General features: G+C 67.4%; 16 protein-coding genes. 7 read left to right on the plus strand and 9 right to left on the minus strand.

Translation table 11 applies throughout. The features are described 5' to 3' along the window. Positions 1–177: 177 nt before the first annotated feature. A complete protein-coding gene (fahA, locus tag F1D05_RS28875; RefSeq protein WP_185443572.1) occupies positions 178–1374 on the minus strand; it encodes a fumarylacetoacetase in 1197 nt (398 codons plus the stop codon). After that, entirely contained in the window at positions 1371–2222 is an 852-nt protein-coding gene (locus F1D05_RS28880; protein WP_185443573.1) for a hypothetical protein, read from the minus strand. The genes fahA and F1D05_RS28880 overlap by 4 nt, the downstream gene beginning before the upstream one ends. 74 nt (positions 2223–2296) lie before the next feature. Between F1D05_RS28880 and F1D05_RS28885 the strand changes: the two genes are divergently transcribed. Continuing rightward, on the plus strand, positions 2297–3499 hold the full coding sequence (locus F1D05_RS28885; protein ID WP_185443574.1) for a homogentisate 1,2-dioxygenase: 1203 nt from the start codon (positions 2297–2299) through the stop codon (positions 3497–3499). A gap of 87 nt (positions 3500–3586) precedes the next feature. Here F1D05_RS28885 and F1D05_RS28890 read toward each other — a convergent pair whose 3' ends face one another. After that, the gene (locus F1D05_RS28890) at positions 3587–4438 is read right to left on the minus strand and encodes an alpha/beta fold hydrolase (protein ID WP_185443575.1); all 852 of its coding nucleotides are present in this window, start codon (positions 4436–4438) and stop codon (positions 3587–3589) included. Positions 4439–4832: 394 nt separating this feature from the next. On the opposite strand from F1D05_RS28890, the gene F1D05_RS28895 reads away from it, so the two are divergent. The 3 genes from F1D05_RS28895 (at position 4833) to F1D05_RS28905 (ending at position 7516) form a co-directional block, all read left to right on the plus strand. Then, positions 4833–5618: a L,D-transpeptidase gene (locus F1D05_RS28895; protein WP_185443576.1), complete on the plus strand. Its 786-nt coding sequence runs from the start codon at positions 4833–4835 to the stop codon at positions 5616–5618. 38 nt (positions 5619–5656) lie between these two features. Further along, complete coding sequence (locus tag F1D05_RS28900; RefSeq protein WP_185443577.1) at positions 5657–6550, plus strand: hypothetical protein; 894 nt, start codon at positions 5657–5659, stop codon at positions 6548–6550. A gap of 363 nt (positions 6551–6913) precedes the next feature. After that, positions 6914–7516 carry a hypothetical protein gene (locus tag F1D05_RS28905; protein ID WP_246486063.1) on the plus strand — a complete coding sequence of 201 codons (603 nt, stop codon included), beginning with the start codon at positions 6914–6916 and terminating at the stop codon, positions 7514–7516. On the opposite strand, the gene F1D05_RS28910 is transcribed toward F1D05_RS28905, so the two are convergent. Then, positions 7505–8266, minus strand: coding sequence for a polysaccharide deacetylase family protein (locus F1D05_RS28910; protein ID WP_206685864.1), 762 nt, complete (start codon positions 8264–8266; stop codon positions 7505–7507). The genes F1D05_RS28905 and F1D05_RS28910 overlap by 12 nt on opposite strands. Before the next feature lie 93 nt (positions 8267–8359). On the opposite strand from F1D05_RS28910, the gene F1D05_RS28915 reads away from it, so the two are divergent. Then, a complete protein-coding gene (locus F1D05_RS28915; protein ID WP_185443579.1) occupies positions 8360–10210 on the plus strand; it encodes a bifunctional metallophosphatase/5'-nucleotidase in 1851 nt (616 codons plus the stop codon). Between the two features lie 327 nt (positions 10211–10537). Here the strand turns inward: F1D05_RS28915 and F1D05_RS28920 are convergent, their stop codons facing one another. From F1D05_RS28920 to F1D05_RS28935, 4 genes are read right to left on the minus strand one after another with little or no spacing between them, the layout of a single operon-like run. After that, positions 10538–11560: an MsnO8 family LLM class oxidoreductase gene (locus F1D05_RS28920; protein WP_206685865.1), complete on the minus strand. Its 1023-nt coding sequence runs from the start codon at positions 11558–11560 to the stop codon at positions 10538–10540. Next, on the minus strand, positions 11557–12054 hold the full coding sequence (locus F1D05_RS28925; RefSeq protein WP_185443580.1) for a hypothetical protein: 498 nt from the start codon (positions 12052–12054) through the stop codon (positions 11557–11559). Before F1D05_RS28925 ends, F1D05_RS28920 begins: the two co-directional genes overlap by 4 nt. Next, positions 12051–12842: an alpha/beta hydrolase gene (locus F1D05_RS28930; RefSeq protein ID WP_185443581.1), complete on the minus strand. Its 792-nt coding sequence runs from the start codon at positions 12840–12842 to the stop codon at positions 12051–12053. The genes F1D05_RS28925 and F1D05_RS28930 overlap by 4 nt, the downstream gene beginning before the upstream one ends. Beyond that, the gene (locus F1D05_RS28935; protein ID WP_206685866.1) at positions 12839–14284 is read right to left on the minus strand and encodes an MFS transporter; all 1446 of its coding nucleotides are present in this window, start codon (positions 14282–14284) and stop codon (positions 12839–12841) included. Before F1D05_RS28935 ends, F1D05_RS28930 begins: the two co-directional genes overlap by 4 nt. Before the next feature lie 180 nt (positions 14285–14464). On the opposite strand from F1D05_RS28935, the gene F1D05_RS28940 reads away from it, so the two are divergent. After that, positions 14465–15655: an MFS transporter gene (locus F1D05_RS28940; protein WP_185443582.1), complete on the plus strand. Its 1191-nt coding sequence runs from the start codon at positions 14465–14467 to the stop codon at positions 15653–15655. Positions 15656–15954: 299 nt separating this feature from the next. Continuing rightward, positions 15955–17631: an FAD-dependent oxidoreductase gene (locus F1D05_RS28945; protein WP_185443583.1), complete on the plus strand. Its 1677-nt coding sequence runs from the start codon at positions 15955–15957 to the stop codon at positions 17629–17631. Here the strand turns inward: F1D05_RS28945 and F1D05_RS28950 are convergent, their stop codons facing one another. Then, positions 17632–18501 (minus strand): helix-turn-helix transcriptional regulator, encoded by an 870-nt coding sequence (locus F1D05_RS28950; protein WP_185443584.1) that lies wholly within the window; start codon positions 18499–18501, stop codon positions 17632–17634. Between the last annotated feature and the right edge of the window lie 9 nt (positions 18502–18510).

The raw sequence follows: 18510 nt of genomic DNA on the forward strand, positions 1-18510 counted from the left end.
CTCCTCGGTGGACGGAAGGGGCGATGTCGGATTCTGTGCGCAGAAGCGAGCAAGAGTCAAGAGAAACGAACAGTTATGAACAATTTTAGTTAACGTTTAGCCAGCCGAAAGCGCTTGCGTCCGAAGCTCCGAGGGGCCGGACCCTCAGTTCTTCGGACGCAAGGGCCAGCAGTGGGGTCAGTTGGCGGGGAGGATCCTGCCGGTGACCTCGCCGAGGCCGATCTTGGTGCCGTCGGGAGTGGTGGCCGAGGCGGTGATGGTGACCTCGTCGCCGTCCTGGAGGAAGGTCCGTTCCTCGCCGTTGACCGTGATCGGCTCGCGGCCGCCCCAGCTGAGTTCGAGGAAGGAGCCGCGCTGGTTCTTCTCGGCGCCGCTGACCGTGCCGGAGGCGAACAGATCACCGGTTCGCACCGAGGCGCCGTTGACCGAGAGATGGGCGAGCATCTGGGCGGCGGACCAGTACATCTCCTTGTACGGCGGGGTGCTGACCAGTTGGCCGTTCCAGCGCACCTCGAAGGTGATGTCGAAGTTCGTCAGTTCGTCACTGGCCAAGTACGGCAGGACGGCCGGTTCTTGCGGGGGGAGCGGCACCTTTGTCGCTTCCAGCGCGTCCAGCGAGACGACCCAGGGCGAGATCGAGGTGGCGAACGACTTGCCGAGGAACGGGCCGAGCGGGACGTACTCCCAGGCCTGGATGTCCCTTGCAGACCAGTCGTTCACCAGCACAACGCCGTACACGTGATCCTTGAAATCCTCGACGGCGACCCGGCTGCCGAGCGTCGACGGGCTGCCGACGACATACCCGAGCTCGACCTCGATGTCGAGCCGTTGCGTCGGGCCGTACGTCGGGGCGTCGTCGGCCGGGGCCTTCCGCTGGCCACTGGGACGGACGATTTCGGTGCCGCTGGCAACTACCGTTCCGGCCCGGCCGTGGTAGCCGACCGGGAGGTGCTTCCAGTTCGGTAGCAGCGGTTCGGCGTCCGGGCGGAAAAGCCTGCCCACGTTGGACGCGTGGTGCTCGGACGCGTAGAAATCGACGTAGTCGGCGACCTCGAACGGGAGCAGCATCGTCACCGCGGACTGCGGGATGAGATAGGGCTCGATATCGCTTCTGTTGTCGTCGTTCCGGACCAGGTCGAGCAGCCATTCGCGAGTCGCCTGCCAGGCCGGGCGGCCGAGGGCGAGGAACGCGTTCAGCGAGGGTTGGGCGAACACCTGGGAGTCGTCGCGCTGGTGCGCGACCGGGGCCAGGTCGATGATCTGGTCACCGATCGCCGCTCCCACCCTGGGATCCTCGTCGCCGGCCCGGAAGATGCCCAGCGGCAGGTTCCCGGGTCCGAACGGAGAGTTCGCCGGGATGTCGATCCAGGTCACTTCGCCTCCAGCAGGCCTAGTGCGGTCAGGTCTTGGCGCGGTTCGTCGATGCTGCAGGAACCGAACGAGGTGAACCACCGGCGCGCCCCGGCGGCCTGCTCCTCGGACAGCTCGCCGGCCGATGTCGCGAGCTCTTCGCCGTCGCGGTTGTCCAGGATCCGTACGAGCTGGTCCTGTGGCGCACCGTCGAGCCCGGCCCTGGTCGCCAGCAAGACGTTGAGGAATCCGTGGTGGACGAACCCGGTACTGCGGTCGGTGTGCCGGATCGCGTTGTGCAGCCCGGCCGTGCACTTGAAGGCGACCTCGCGATCGAGGCAGGCCGTGATGAACGCGGCAACCTCGTGGCTGGTCGGGAACAGGATCGGGTCGAGCCCGCCGGTGCGGAGCTTCGCGGCGTACCCGGCGTCGGCGACCACGTCCAGCGCTCGTTCCCAGGCGCCTTCCAGGCCTATCTCGACGTACGCCGTCTCGTCGTCCATGCAGTCGTCGCAGGCGCGGACCACCCGGAGCGCGTTGCGGGACAGGTCCTCCTCGTCGCGCAGCCGGACCTCGACCGACTTGACGATCAGGGCCGCCGAGCGATCGCCGTACCGGATGGCCGGCTCGATACCGCCGGCGCCGCCGGTGATGACGACGGAGACCTCGAGCGGCCCGTCGGCCTGACCGGCCTCGGCGGCCACCTTCATCAGGTTCTCGTCGGTGCAGACGAAGGGCCCGACCAGCTCGGCGTACTCCGCCTGGCGGTGCTCCCGGTGCGCGGCCACGGCTTCGACCAGGGGCAGCTCCCCGGGTGGGAACATCGCGGCGTCGTCGACCAGGTGCCGGAACAGCACAGGGATGGTTGACATGGCCCCGAGCCTAACGGATGCTTTCGGTAAGCGGACACATGTGTCCGATAAACGTACAAGGTCTGGATGAGGTCATGGTGCACTACCGGCAGGTCGGGCAGGTTCCGCCGAAGCGGCACACCCAGTTCCGCAAACCGGACGGCGGGCTGTACTACGAGGAGCTGATGGGCGAGGAGGGGTTCTCGTCAGACTCGTCGCTGCTGTACCACGCGGGCGTGCCGTCGGCGATCGTCGATTCGCAGGTCTGGGAGCTGCCTGACCTGGTGACGACGCCGAACCATCCGCTGACGCCGCGGCATCTTCGGCTGCACGATCTCTTCGACGGTGATGCCGCCGTTGCGGCCAACGTCGTCGAGCATCGGCGGCTGGTGCTCGGCAACGGTGACGTCCGGATCTCGTACGTCGTGGCCGAGGCGGTTTCGCCTTACTACCGAAACGCGATCGGCGACGAGTGTGTCTACATCGAGAAGGGGTCGGCGACGGTCGAGACGGTGTTCGGCGTACTGACTGCTGCTGAAGGGGATTACGTTCTGATCCCGCGTGCGACGACGCATCGGTGGTTGCCGGGGCCCGACGGGGTTTTCGCGTACTGCATCGAGGCGAACAGCCACATCGCGCCGCCGAAGCGGTACCTCAGCCGGTACGGGCAGTTCCTCGAGCATTCGCCGTACTGCGAACGCGATCTGGTCACTCCCGGTTCGAGTTTTGTTGTCGAGGGCAATGACGTCGAGGTGCTGGTGAAGCATCGCGGGCACGGGGCGGCGGGGATCGTCGGTAGCCGGATGACTTATGCGACGCATCCATTCGACGTGGTGGGCTGGGACGGGTGTTTGTATCCGTACACGTTCAACGTGCGCGACTTCGAGCCGATCACGGGCCGGATCCACCAGCCGCCACCCGTGCACCAGGTGTTCGAGGGCAACAACTTCGTGATCTGTAACTTCGTACCGCGCAAGGTGGACTACCACCCGCTGTCGGTCCCGGTGCCGTACTACCACTCGAACGTGGACTCCGACGAGGTCATGTTCTACTGCGGCGGCGACTACGAAGCCCGCAAGGGTTCCGGGATCGGCCTGGGCTCCATCTCCCTCCACCCCGGCGGTTACGCCCACGGACCCCAGCCCGCCGCCATCGAGGCTTCTCTTGGCGCCGAATCCTTCGAAGAACTAGCCGTAATGGTCGACACCTTTCGCCCCTTGGAACTGGGCGAGGGTGGGTCCGCAGTCGACGACGGCGCGTATGCCTGGACCTGGTCAGGCCGCCACCTCAACAGTTGAGTTCCGCGCCTCCAGGCAGGCACTGCTCCTCGGATCAGCGGCAGCCCGGCCGGATTCAGACGTGCTGGCCGGCGTCGACTGGCGCTACTACCTATCTGGTGAGGTGTGGCGCAATAGGGCGGGGACAGCGGTCGGCCAGGTCGCCCGCGACAAGCCCTGGCCGATGCCGGGGAGGGTGAGCAGCGTGGCGTTCGGGATTTCCGCGGCCAGCGCCTTGCCGTTCTGGTACGGGAAGAACGGGTCCTCGTCCCCGTGCACCACCAGGGTCGGTGCCGAGATCTCGCCGAGTCGTTCGCGCCACCGCGGTCGGCAGTCGATGGCCGCGAACATCGTCCCGAGGTGGCTGGCCCGCCGCGCCTTCGCCGATTGTCCCGCTCGATCGAAAATCGATCCGGCTGTCGCGCGGGCGTCCTGCTCGTCGAACCCCCGTGAGCCGACCATCAGCCGCGCGGACTCGGTCATGTAGTCGACCACGCTGTCGCGATCGGTCCAGTCCGGCGCCGGACGCCCGAACAGTTGCTTCATCGTCTCCGGGTGATGATCGGTCAGGTCGGGATCGACGGGACCGGGCGCCACCGGACGGGTCGAGACCAGCGTCAGTGACGCCACCTGGCCGGGATGGTCGAGCGCGAGTAGCTGCGCGATGAACCCACCGACGCCCACCCCGACCACGTGCGTGGGCCCCAGATCCATGACCTTCATCAGCTCTGACGCGTCGGTCACCAGGTCCCGCAGGTTGTAGTTCGGCGCGTCGGGATCAACGACCGTCGACTGCCCCGCGTCGCGCAGGTCGTAGCGCACCACAAACCGCCCAGCCAGCGCCGCGCACAGCTCATCCGGCCAGCTCAGCATGGAGATCCCGACCAGCAGCATCGGCGGATCGTCCCTCTCCCCGAACGTCTCCACACACAACTCGACCCCATTGACCTTGAACTGCATCCCTACTCCTCCCGGTTGATCACCTTCTCAACCCACCGACGAACGGCACTCACCGAAACGGACACCAAGGCGGAAACTCTCGCCCACGCCAGGCTTTCGGGCGGAGGACCGCCTTGCATCAGTCGGGCCGGATCCCCACACCATCAGTAGTCCTTGTCGGCACTGGTCAGCACGCGTGAGTTCGCCCGCGCTGCCGCCGATCCGAGCAGTACTGCTGGCCTGGAAGTCCGGATCGAGGTCACGTGGCGGAACCGCGGTCGCCTGCCGGGAGGGGCGACGCAGGATCGGTGCGGAAATGCTACTGGTGGGTCACTAACCGTGGACCCGGGGTGCGGAACAGCCTATTGTCGTCGTCGGGTCACAGTTGGTGAAGGATTTTACGGGGAGCGGGTGTATGGGTCGGTCACGTGCTGGGGAGCGGGGCGGTGGGTCTGTTGGGGCCATTGCCGTGCTTGTGCTGCTCGGTGGTGTGGCTGTCGCTGGGGTGCTCGGGAACAAGCACGATGAGCTGCCTCCGGTTGACCTCACCACGCTGACGGCTTCCTCGACGCAAACCACGATCGCGTCCGCGCCGCTCGATCCGGAGCCGTACGCGGGTACCGACGGGCTGGTTGTCCATCCGAGGGCCGAGGCCGCGCTCTACACCGCGCCGGATGCGGACGCGTTCGCCAAGATCGGGCCGAGTCAGTTCGGGTCGACCTGGTTGCCGGTGGTCGAGAAGGCCGACGGCTGGGTGCGGGTGCTGCTGCCGTCGAAGCCGAACCGGTCTACCGGCTGGCTGCAGGACGAGGATCTGGATCGCGCCGCGTCGTCGTACCTGATCCGCGTGCATACCGGCTCGCGCACGATCGAACTGTTCGAGAAAGGCAAGTCGCTCGGCGATTGGAAGGCCGGCGTGGGCGCGAAGGCGACGCCGACGCCGCCCGGCCGGACGTTCCTGCTCGGGTCCATCATCGACAAGACGCGCTCCGCGTCCCCGGTCGTGCTCCCGCTGGGAGCGCACAGCCCGACCCTCGACACCTTCGGCGGCGGACCGGGCACGGTCGCGATCCACGGTTGGCCGCGGCCGGATGTGTTCGGGGCAGCCATCAGCGCCGGCTGCGTCCGCGTACCTCGTACTGCGCTCGCCAAGCTCCAGCAGGTGCCATTGGGCACCCTCGTCCTGATTGACAGCAAGTGAAACCCAGCGATCCGCCCCGATCAGTGAGGAACTCGCAGATGCGACGACACTTCGGACCGACCGTTCTGACACTCGCGGCCGTGATCGGCCTGGTGACGTTCAGCCTCGTGGCCAGCGCCCCCGTCGGTACGGCGGTGGGCAAGCCCTCGTCGGCGTACGGGATCAGCGCGACCGGTCAGGTCCCGTTCGCGAAGACGCCTTACGTCGAATCGCTGAACGGGACCCGGCACGATTCGTCGGCACTCGAGGTGCCGAAGAACCCGCTGATCGCGCTCCGGGCCGCGAGTGTCACCGCCGGGAACAACTCGGCCGCGGTGGAACTCTTCGACCTCACCGTCGGACCGGACCTGCTCAACCAGATCAAGATCCCGCCGGAGCTGAAGAAGAGCTGCGCCAACCTGCCCGCGACCGGTGCCGGCGATCTCCCGATCCCTGAGCTGCCGTTGCCCGATCTCGGCCTGCCGTTGCCGAAGCTGAGTACCAAGGACCTGCCGGTCAAGAACCTGCCTGACCTGTGCAACCTGCTGCTCACCCCGCCGAGTTCGCTGCTCGCCATCGATAGCGTCAATGTCTATTGCACGGGCGACACCGGCGCCGTCGACATCGGTTCGCTCACGCTGCTCGGGCAGAAGATAGCGATCCCGAGCACCAAGCAGACCGTCACCATTCCGGCGGCCCCGCTGGCCAAGATCACCGTCAACGAGCAGTCGAAGAGCTCAGACGGCTCCTTCACGATCACCGCCCTCACGATTGACCTGGGCGACGGCACCGAGGTCATCAAGCTCGCCTCAGCCACCTGCGCCAAGCCCGCCGCAACCCCGAAGCCCACCCCCACCAAGAAGCCGACAATCCCGCAGCCGACCGAACCAGGCAACGTCCCGGCCGCCCCGGTCCCGAAGCCCGTCAAAACCCACCACGCCGTCACCGGCTGACCTACCACCGGGCTCCTCCGTCGCCCTCCCGAAGACGCGGCTCCTCCGTCGCCGCTGAAATGCGTGAGCGGTCGATGCCTGCTGAAGCGGGCTGAGGTTGGCTGCTCCTCGGGTGCGGGTGCGGGTGCGGGTGCGGGCTGCGGCTGCGGCTGCGGGTGCGGGCCCCGGTGTCCGGTGCCCGGCAGACCCGCGCGGGTGCGGCAGAGCGCGACGGGGAGCTCATGCGGGAGAACCGTGCCGCGTGGGAGCTGCGGACTCCTGTTCATCTCGGGTCGCCGGCGCTGGGTGGTGGCACGTGTCGGCGCGCGGGGGGAACCGGTGGGCTGAGAGGGTTTGGGGATGGAAGCGGAGCAGGTGTTTGTCGTGGGCATCGATCGGGGTGCGGTGGAGGCCCGGCGTGGGGTGGTGCGGCGGGGCGTGCGGCGTGGGGCGTGGGTGACGTTGGGGATTGGGGCCGTAGGCATCGGACTTGCCGTGTATGCCCTGCTCGCGTTCCGTGGGTCCGGGATGTGGCCGTTCGCGCTGCTGCTGATTTTGAGCATGTCGCCGTTGGTGGCTAGTACGGTGCTTGCGGTGCGGCTGGATGGTGAAAGGCAGCGGTGGTACGCCGCGAGCGAGTTGCCGCCGGTGGCGTTTCGGATGTCACCCAAAGGGCTGGAGTTGGCGTGTGACGGGGCGCCGTACCCGGTGATCCTGCCGTGGCCGGCCGTCGCTGGGTTCAAGCAGGAGAAGGTGTTCGGGCAGTTCGTGCTGCACCTGACTCTTGCCCCGGGCATCGCGGCCACCACCGCCGGAGTACGAGGGCTTGATCAGCCCGCGGTACGGGCCGTGGTCAAGCCGAGCGCCCTGCTGAAGCCGACCGGGCTTTACCTCGTCAAAGCATTGGACCAGCCCGTGCACGTCATCGATCAGGCTCTCAAGCACTTCTCCGGCGGCAAAGCGGGGATCACGACCTCAGCAAGGTAGCGAGCGGAACGTGTAGCCCTGCGCCGACAGCTTGGTCAGCGCGCGGTCCAGAGCAGCGACCGTCTCGGACCGGTTGCCGCCGCCGTCGTGCATCAGGATGATCGCGCCCGGGTGGGCGCCGCGCAGGATCGCGCGCTCGATCGCCGCCGCGCCCGGCTTCTTCCAGTCGTTCGTGTCGACGTCCCAGAGGATCTGCTGGAGGTGGTAGGACGCGGCGATCGCCTCCACCTTCTTATTCGTGTCCCGGTACGGCGGCCGGAAGCAGCGCGACTTCACCCCGCTGGAGATCTCCTGGCGGATCCGCGCGTCAGTGAGGTGGGTCAGCATCGGGTGGTCCCAGGTGTGGTTGCCGATGTGGTTCCCGTAGCCGCGGGTCAGGTCGACCAGTTGCGGGTGCGCGGCGACCTCGCGGCCGAGCACGAAGAAAGTTGCCTTGGCGTGGTGCTTGGCGAGGATGCTCAGCACCTTCGGCGTGTACACCGGGTGCGGCCCGTCGTCGAAGGTCAGGTAGATCGTCTTCGCCCCGTGCGTACTCAGATCCCAGGCCGCCGGCTTGGCCTCCCGCTGGTTCTTCCGCGCCGGCGTCTTCAGCCGTTTCCCGAGCTGCATCGTGAGCGGGCCGTGGGCGGTGGGGCGGGCGGACGGAGCGGCCTGCGCGGACGAGTGCTCAGCGGGTTGCGCGGCCTGGGCGAAGGCGGCGGCGAAGAGGACGGCGGCGGCGAGCAGGAGTTTGCCGGGCGGCAAGGTCATGGATTGCATCCTCTCCCGCCGGCAGGGCCAACTCGAAATCAGCTCCGCGTATGGTGCTGGAAGCCACATCCCAACGACGCGTGAGGCGCAAACATGACGGACAACGGTGACCCGAGGACGATGGGCAGACGTACGGTGATCGGGGGTGCCGCCGCGACGGCTCTGGCCGCGGCCGGCTTCCAGGCAGTCCCCGCGTACGCCGGGACGCACGGCGGTCATCAGCCGAAGACGGTCCGGTTGAGTGTGCTGGGGACCACCGACCTGCATGGCAATGTCTTCAACTGGGACTACTTCAAGAACGCGGAGTACGACGACAAAGCGCACAACGACATCGGCCTGGCCAAGATCTCCACCCTGGTCAAGGCGTACCGCATGCAGGTCGACCGGCATACTCCCGCCCCGCTGATGCTCGATGCCGGTGACACCATCCAGGGCACCCCGCTGGCGTACTACTTCGCCAAGATCCAGCCGATCACCGGTGGTCACACGCACCCGATGGCGGCCGCGATGAACGCGATCGGCTACGACGCCGCCGCGCTCGGCAACCACGAGTTCAACTACGGGCTCGACATCCTGCGCAAGTTCCAGCGGCAGCTGAATTTCCCGCTGCTCGGCGCGAACGCGCAGGACTGGACCACCGGGCTGCCGGTCTTCCCGCCGTACGTGCTGAAGCGGGTGCACGTGCCGGGCGAGCGGCCGATCACGGTCGGCATCCTCGGCCTGACCAACCCGGGCATCGCGATCTGGGACAAGGCGAACGTCGAGAACAAGGTCAAGTTCGGCGGGATCGTCGAGCTGGCCAAGATCTGGGTGCCGCGGGTCCGTAAGGCCGGTGCCGACGTGGTGATCGTGGCGGCGCACTCGGGGATGGACCTCTCCTCGTCGTACGGCGACGCGCTGCCGGTCCCGGAGAACGCCTCGGTCCTGATGGCCGAGACGGTCCCGGGCATCGACGCCGTACTGGTCGGGCACGCGCACCTGGAGATCCCCGAGCGCCTCGTCACCAACAAGGTCACCGGCCAGCAGGTCGTCCTTACCGAGCCGCTGAAGTGGGGTATGCGGCTGTCCGTGATCGACCTGGATCTGCAGAAGCAGCGCGGCTGCTGGAAGGTCGTCGGCCGGCACAGCCAGGTGCTGAACGCCAACACGGTCGAGGCCGACCCGCAGGTCACCAACCTGCTGCAGGCAGACCACGACAAGGTCGTCGGCTACGTCAACGCGAAGATCGGTACCTGTACCGAGGCGATGTCCGCGGCGACCGCGCCCTGGGAGGACACGGCCGCGCTCGACTTCGTCAACTTCATCCAGGCCGATGCGGTCAGCAAGGCACTCGTCGGTACGCCGCAGGCGTCGCTGCCAGTGCTCGCCATCGCGGCGCCGTTCAACCGGGCGGCGGCGATCCCGGCCGGTGACGTATCGGTCCGGGACGTGGCCGGCCTGTACATCTTCGACAACACCCTGCTCGCCGTCACGATGACCGGCGCTCAGATCACCGACTACCTGGAGTTCTCCGCGACGTACTTCAAGCAGGTCAGCGGTCCTGGCCCGTTCCCGGCGGACCAGGTGACGAACGCGGTGACGCCGACCGCGCCCGGCGGCACGCCTGACTACAACTACGACATCATGGGCGGCCTGACCAAGCCGTTGGCGTACAAGATCGACATCGCCAAGCCGGCCGGTTCCCGGATCACCGACCTCCAGTACGACGGTGCGCCGGTGGGCGCCGATCAGCAGTTCGTCGTCGCGGTGAACAACTACCGGCAGTCCGGCGGCGGCAACTTCCCGCACGTCAAGACGGCCCCGGTCGTCTACAACCGGCAGGTCGAGATCCGGCAGTTGATGATCGACTACGTCACCGCGACCGGCGAGGTGAACCCGTCGACCTTCCACACCACCGACTGGTCGCTCACCTCGGGCGGCGCCCCGATCGTGGTGAACGCCTGAGCCAGAGCCCCGCGTCGGGTGGCTCCGCTCCCTGGGGTGGGGGTTGACCCACTCCTCTTGGGGTTACCCCACTCGCATAGCAGTGGGGTAACCCCGACTGGAGGGGGTAACCCCGGGCTGGAGGGGGTAACCCCGGGCTGGAGGGGGTAACCCCGGGCTGGAGGGGGAAGCCCGACTGGAGGGGGGAAGCAGCCGCTTTGCTTCTCCGGTCGGCACTGGTCCGAGGGCCCGCCGGGTCCGGTAGACCGGCGCGACCCATGAAAGGCCGGACTTGACCCGGTCTGGCGGCGGATCCGGTCGCGGGACCGCACGGGTCCGTTGGGTTGGTCAGCGGGCACCGGTTCCGACGGTCGAGGCGGCGCCCAGCACCTGCGCGAGTAGTTGGTAGGTACGTAGTCGGTCGGCCGGGTCGTGAGTCAGCACGTTGACCACCAACTCGTCGGTGCCGTGCAGGTAGGCCAGGTCGGACAGAATGGGTGCGACCTGGTCCGGCGTACCGGAGATCAGGGCTTTGCTGTTGTACGACGCTCGCTCGAGTTCGGCGCTGGTCCACCGATGGTTCCGGGCGGTTTCGATCGAGGGGAGCGGTCTGTCGTCGCCGAGGTCCTTGCGGCTCCGCCAGAGGAGCAGGCTGGCGGCCAGATCGTTCGCGTGGGATTCGGTGTCGGCCACGATCACCCGTACGGCGAGCGCGCTGCTCGGAGCGGGCGACGCCTCGTGGTACGCCGTCATCGACTCCAGACCAGGTCCTGGATTCAAGAAGTGCGCATACGCGTACGCCGTACCGAGTTTCGCCGCGAGGGCACCTGACGAGGCGCTCGCGCCGAGCACCCAAAGGTGCGGATCGTCGCCCAACCACCTCCGCAGGTCGGCAACGTCCGCCGGGAAGGTCTCGGGCGGTCCACCGGCGCGGCCGAGACCCAGATCGACCCGGCCTGGATAGAGGTCGGCCAGAATGCTGAACACTTCGGCTACTTTTGTCGCTGGGTATCGCGGCAGCAGCACCCCGCCCGAACCGACCCGCATCCGCCGCGTGGCGCCCAGGATGATCGGCACCAGGATCTCCGGTGCGGTCCCCGCGAACCCTGGCGAGCCATGGTGCTCGGCAACCCAGTACCGCGTCACCCCGAGCTCGTCCGCCGCCTCAGCCAACTCCACCGAAGCCCGCAACGCCTCGCCCGCCGTACTGCCCTCGCCGATCGGGGACTGGTCGAGGATCGACAGTCGCGGGGCTACGAGCGACTGTCCCCCATAGCCGACAACAGCCTCGCCGGCATCCGGGCGGGTCATGCCCGGCTGACGCTCCTGGTGGCTGGCAGGCCGATCCTCGCCGCCAGTCGGCCCGTTCACGACCGTGCCTCGCTCATGGTTGCCGGGACGATCCGGTAGTCGGCCTCGAAGACCAAGTTGTGGAGGTCCGCGGCGGCGATCGCGCGCAGGGTCGGCAGTTCCGCCAGCGCTTGCTCCGGCGTGAACACGTTGAGCGGCCATTCGCCGACCGTGCCGCCGCTCAGATGCGGGTGGTGGAACCCGCGGCCGTAGTGCGCCCGGATCGCGATCGGGTTGATCCCCGCTTCGGCCTGTTCCGTCCACGACAAGGCCCAGATCGCCGCGAGCCCGCCGTCCGGCGTACTGCCCAGCCCGGTCGCCGAGACCGTTCCGGTGCCGAGCAGCAGGTCCGCGTTCACCTCGTCGAGAACCTCCTTCGCGACCGGGTCGAGCAACTCGACCGTGGCCGCGAAGAGCTGCTCCTTCTCCGCCCGGGTGACCGCGGTCTCGCCGTGCGAACGGTCCCGGAGGTCGGCGAAGTGCCGCAGCAGGGCTTCGCTGTGCGGGTGTGTCATGACATCTCCTTGCTCGAACTCAGCTCCAGAAAGGCCGAACCGATCCAGTCACGCATCGGCCCGGGCGCCAGGATCGCGCCGTGTGGCACTCCCGGCAGGACTTCCAGCCGTACTGCGACGCCGTCGGACAGCAGCCGCATCGCGTACTCCTCCACGTCGTCGCGCACCGGATCGTGCTCGCCGACGACCAGCCACGCGGGCGCAGTACCGCTCAGATCGTCAGCCTGGAACGGGGTGCTGTACCCAGCCCCGTCGCCCGACCCCAGATACGCCCGCCAAGAGGTCATCAAGTCTTCCCTGGTCGGGAAGACCGACGGCTTGTACGACGATGCGCGGCACTCCGGGTCCATCGGAGGATAGGCGAGCACCTGCGCCGCCAACTGCCGGCCCTGGTCGCGCCAGGCCAGTGCGGCGCATCCAGCGATGGTGCCGCCCGCGCTGTCCCCACCTACGGCGACCTGGTCGTCGCCTGCTTGCACAGCTACCCACTCCAGCACTGCCAGCACGTCCTCGAGCGCCGCCGGATGCGGATGCAGCGGAGCGAGCCGGTAGTCCACGCTGACCACAGTGGAGCCTGTGAGCCGGGCCAGGTCGGCACAGACCTCATGCCACCCGGCCACGGACCCACGTGTCCAGCTGCCGCCGTGTACCCACACCAGCCAGCCCTGCCACGACTCGACCGGCCGGTAGAGGCGCGCCGGTACTTCGCCGATCACCAGGGAACCCCAGGAGACCGTCACGCTCAGCGCGTCACTGACCGCGGGACGACCGAGATGACGGCCCCTCATGAACGCTTGCCCCGCTTCAGGAACACGGCGACCAGTCCGGCAGCGACCAGGCAGAGCGCGGTGTTGACCCAGATCGCGGTGGTCACGCCGCTGAGCACGGTGGCCGGGTTCTCGCCGCCGAGCGAGTTCACCCGGGCGGTGGCGATCGCACTCATGATCGGAATGCCCATCGTGATGCCGACCTGCTGACTCATCGTGGCCAGGCCGGTCGCCAGGCCCTGCTCCTCGTTCGGCAGTCCGGTGGTCGCGGTGACCATGAAGCCGACGATCGCGATCAGGTTGGCGACCCCGCCGACGAAGGTGGCGACCAGCAGCAGCGCCATCCAGGACGAGTCCGGGCCGAGCAGCACCAGGGAAAGGGTGGCGGCGGCCTGGATCAGGAAGCCGAGCACGATCGCGTTCTTCGCGCCGACGCGGCCGATCACCTTGGGTGCGACGATGCCACCGATCACGGTGCCCGCGCCGAGGACCGCGAAGGACAGTCCGGCGCCGAGCGGCGTGAAGCCGAGCGTCTTCTGCAGGTACAGCGTGAGCAGGAAGACCAGCGAGGTCTCGGTGATGAAGGCCAGCAGACCGGCGAAGTTGCCCCAGCCGATGTTCGCCCGGCGCAGGATCGCCACCGGTACGAGCGGAGCCGCGACCTTCTGCTCGACCACCCAGAAGATGGCGAGCGCGACGATGCCGACCAGCAGCGAGCCGAGAGCGGCCGGGTCGGTCCAGGACTTCTCGCCGGCCCTGGTCAGGCCGAACACGACCGCGAGCAGACCCAGCGTGACCGAGATGGCACCCGGTACGTCGAGCTTCGGCCGCTCGGCCGGACGGCTCTCCGCCAGCACCATCGGGGCGAGCACGAGAACGGCCAGCGCGACCGGCACGTTGATGAAGAAGGCCCAGCGCCAGCTCAACAGATCGGTCAGCACGCCACCGAGGATCGCGCCGGTGGTGAAGCCGGCCGCCATCAGCGCGCCGTTCAGGCCGAGCGCCTTCTCCCGCAGCTTGCCCTCGGGGAAGGAAGTGGTCAGCAACGACAGCGCGGCCGGGGTGACCGCGGCGGTCGCGAGTCCCTGCGCAACCCTTGCCGACAGCAACATCGTCGGCGAGGTGGAGATACCGCCGACGAGCGAGGCGATACCGAGCAGCGCCATCCCGATCAGGAACAGCCGGCGGCGGCCGAAGAGATCGGCCACCCGGCCCAGCAGGAGCGTGAAGCCCGCGGCGCAGAGGGCGAAGGCCGTGGCGATCCACTGCAGGTTCTCCAGGGCGAACCCGACGTCGGCGCCGATCGTCGGCAGCGTGACGTTCAGGATCGAGAAGTCGACGGCGAGGGTGAAACTCGCCGTCAGCAGCAGCACCAGCGCCAGCCGCTGCCGGCCCGTCATCCGGGCCTCGGGAACGCTCGCGGTGGCGAGATCGGATGGGGTGCCTTCTTCAACGGTGGACATGCAGGTGAACCTCTCTATCGAAACAGCTCCTACCTGCACGATCCCGGCACCGGCGCAGATCAACCAGAACCCTGTGTTGCCCACCACTCGTTTGCCTAACACTCGTAGGGACAGGACGAGCCGTGCCCGATAGGAGACGATGGTCGCGCCGTTGTGCCCCCTTCCGCCCGAGGAGAACCGGTGAATCTCGCCCTGCTTGCGTTGGCGATCGGTGCGTTCGGCATCGGTACGACGGAGTTCGTGATCGTCGGCCTGCTGCCGGACATCGCGACCGATCTGGCGGTGACCATCCCGACCGCGGGACTGCTCATCTCCGGCTACGCGCTGAGCGTGGTGATCGGCGCGCCGTTGATGACGCTGGCCGGCTCGCGGCTGCCCCGTAAGACGATGCTGGTCGGGCTGATGAGCGTCTTCATCCTCGGCAACGTGTTGTGCGCGCTGGCCGGCAACTACCCGCTGCTGATGGCCGGCCGGGCGGTGACGGCGCTGTGTCACGGTGCCTTCTTCGGCATCGGCTCGGTGGTCGCGGCCAACCTGGTCGCGCCGGCCAAACGCGCCAGCGCGATCGCGCTGATGTTCACCGGCCTGACCATCGCCAACGTCCTCGGCGTGCCGATGGGTACCGCGTTGGGTCAGCATTTCGGCTGGCGGTCCACGTTCTGGGCGGTCGCCGGAATTGGTGTCCTCGGTGTCATAGGTTTGATCATCTTGGTGCCGAAACAGCCGGCCGAGTCCGGCAGTATCCGCGGCGAGTTGGCGGTTTTCCGCAGACCACAGGTGTGGCTGGCATTAGTGATGACCACCCTGGGTTTCGCCGGTGTATTCGCATCGTTCACCTATATCGCACCGATGATGACCGGGGTGGCCGGATTCAGTTCCGGGTCGGTGACCTGGCTGCTGATCGTTTTCGGGGCCGGACTCTGCCTCGGGAACGTGATCGGCGGAAAAGCCGCCGACCGGAATTTGATGCCGAGCCTCTACGTCATTCTCTCGCTGTTGGCGGCCGTGCTGCTGTTGTTCGTCTGGACGGCGCACAGCCGCCCGCTGTCCGTGCTGACCATCTTGCTGTTCGGCGCCGCCGGCTTCGCCACTGTGCCCGCGTTGCAGATGCGGGTGATGGACAAGGCTGTCGGGGCTCCAGCGCTGGCCTCCGCGGCGAACATCGCCGGATTCAACCTGGGCAACGCGATCGGCGCCTGGCTGGGTGGTCTCGCGATCGATGCGGGATTGGGGTACACGGCACCTAACTGGGTCGGTGCGGGCCTCGCGCTGGCCGGTCTGGCGGTCGCCGTGTTCTCTGGCGCGCTCGACCGTCGTAGCCGGGTCGTCGCGACGGGTCCGCCCGGCAGAGTGGTATTACCGGTTGAATGAAAAATGAACTGAATTGAAAAGCCATTGGTGATCCCGGTGATCATCGATGGCTTTTTCATGCGTTTAAATCAATGCCCAGAGCGGAATTAGTTGTCGACCTGTTCCGTCGTGACCTTCGTCACAAATGCATTCCTAGAGTTTGCTTGACGACGAGATCACCGGACCGTAATTCTTGTAGCGCGGTCAGTAACTGACTGCGAATCCGCTGGGGGCGGGTGATTGTTACTTCTCTATTAACGGATCTGGTGGTCCGCCAAGAAGAATTCCTAGCAAATCATCAAGCGTGGAGGGGTAGACCTATGCCTGAAAAAGGTGTGCAGCGCAGATCCGTTCTGTTCGGCGCCGCCGCGGCCGCTGTCGGCGGGGTGACGGCCACCGCGGCGCAGACCGGGACCACGGCGGCGGCAGCGCCCGTAGTACCGGCGACTGGTGTGCCGGCCGGGGCGAAGATCCGGCCGGGCGATCCGCGGTACCGGGAGTTGTCCCGGGGCAACAACCAGCGGTTCGTCTCCCAGCCGGACTACATCCGGATGATCACCTCGGCCGAGGACGCCGAACACGCCGTCCGGGAGGCCGTCCAGGCCGGCAAGCGAGTCTCGATCCGCGGCGGTGGCCACTGCTTCTCCGACTTCGTCTGCAACCCGGAGATCGAGGTCGTGCTCGACGTCTCCCAGCTCACCCGGGTCTACTACGACCAGGTCCGCCGCGCGTTCGCGGTCGAGGCCGGCGCCCGGCTGATGAACGTCTACGAGTCACTGTTCAAAGGCTGGAACGTCACCATCCCGGGCGGCATCTGCTACAGCGTCGGCGTCGGCGGCCACATCTCCGGTGGCGGCTACGGCCTGCTGTCCCGGGCGCACGGCCTGACCGTCGACCACCTGTACGCCGTGGAGGTGGTGACCGTCGGTGCCAATGGCAAGGTTCGGACCGTCGTCGCGACCCGGGAGCCGAACGACCCGAACCGCGATCTCTGGTGGGCCCACACCGGAGCCGGCGGCGGCAACTTCGGCGTCGTCACGAAGTACTGGTTCCGCTCGCCGGGCGCCAAGGGCTCGAACCCGTCCGACCAGCTGATCAATCCACCGTCGACCGTGCTGATCAGCGCGATCGAGTTCCCGTGGGACCAGCTGACGCCGGCCAAGTTCCACCGGCTGCTGAAGAACTTCGGCGGCTGGCACCAGCGCAACGCGTCGCCGAACTCGCCGAACGTCCAGCTGAGCAGCCTGTTCAACGTCAGCTCCAAGGCGCACGGCAGCCTCGGCATGTTTACTCAGGTGCCGAACGACAACCCCAACGCACGGGCGATCCTGGACGACTACCTGGCGGCCATCACCAAGGGCGTCGGCATCACCGCGCAAGAGGTGACCAAGCCGCTGGCCGAGGTCGGCGTGCTGTCCGGCTTCGCCGAGCCGCGGGAGCTGCCCTGGCTGCAGGCCACCCGGCTGGTGGGGACGAACAACCCGACCATCACCAACCCGACCTCGCGCGGCGTGCACAAGTCGGCGTACATGCTGAAGAACTTCACCGACGAGCAGATCGCAGCCGTCTACAAGCACATGACCCGGCCGGACTTCCAGAACCCGGACACGATGCTGGTGCTGTTCTCGTTCGGTGGGCAGGTGAACGCCGTCAAGGAGGACGCGACCGCCAACGCCCAGCGGGACACGATCTTCAAGATGTGCTTCCAGACGTTCTGGGAGAAAGAGACCGATGACCAGTTCTACGTCGGCTGGGCCCGGGACATCTTCTCCGACTTCTTCGCGGCCACCGGCGGTGTTCCGGTGCCCGGGACGGGCGCGGACGGGTGCTACATCAACTACCCGGACAACGACATGGCCGACAGCCGGCACAACCGGTCGGGCGTGCCGTGGTCGACCCTCTACTTCAAGGGGAACTACCCCCGCCTGCAGCAGATCAAGCGGCGGTACGACCCGACCAACTATTTCCGCCACAAGCTCTCCATCGAACCGGCCTGATCAGGGCCGGGTCGAGGAGTCCAGCTCATGAGTGCCTGCAAGCAACAGCCGAAGAGCGGCTTCGGACGGCGTACCGGGCTGGGCGCTGTACATCAGGATGCGGTGCGCCGAGTCGTCGGGAAGCTGGGCCACCTCGAAGGAGAGCTCGAGCTGACCGACGACCGGGTGCTGGAACTGCTTCGTCCCGAAGGTGCAGTTGACCACCGGGTGGCGCGACCAGAGCTCGGCGAACTCGGTGCTCTTCATCGACAGCTCGCCGATCACCTCGGCCAGATGCAGATCGTTCGGATGCCGGCCGGCGATCAGTCGCAACGACGCGACCGATCGTTTCGCCTCCTCGTCCCAGCGCGCGTAGAGCTCACGCGTGTGCGGGTCGAGGAACAGCATCCTGGTCAGGTTCGGCCGGGTCTCCGCGGAGTACGGGCTGTCGGCTTCGTAGTGGCCGGCCAGCAACTGGTGGCCCAGGTCGTTCCAGGCCAGGACGTCGCTGCGCCGGTCCATCACCACGGCCGCGATCCCGTCGATCGCTTCGATCAGCTGCTTGGTCGCCGGCCGCGCGGTCTCGGGCTTGCCCGCCGGACGGCGCTTGCGGCGGGTCGGCCGGGCGAGATTGCGCAGGTGCATCGTCTCGTCGTCGCTGAGTTGCAGCGCGCGGGCGATGGCGTCGAGGACGTCGTCGGACGCGTTCTGGCTCTGGCCCTGCTCGAGCCGGGTGTAGTACGCGACGCTGACTCCCGCCAGTTGGGCCAGCTCCTCCCGGCGCAGGCCGGGCACCCGGCGGGCTCCGTAGGAGGTCAGGCCGACGGCTGACGGTTGTAGCCGCGCGCGCCGCGTGCGGAGGAATTCGCCCAACTCAGCAGGTTTCTCCATAACCGCAAG

The sequence above is a fragment of the Kribbella qitaiheensis genome (genome assembly GCF_014217565.1).
Classification (GTDB): Bacteria; Actinomycetota; Actinomycetes; order Propionibacteriales; family Kribbellaceae; genus Kribbella; species Kribbella qitaiheensis_A.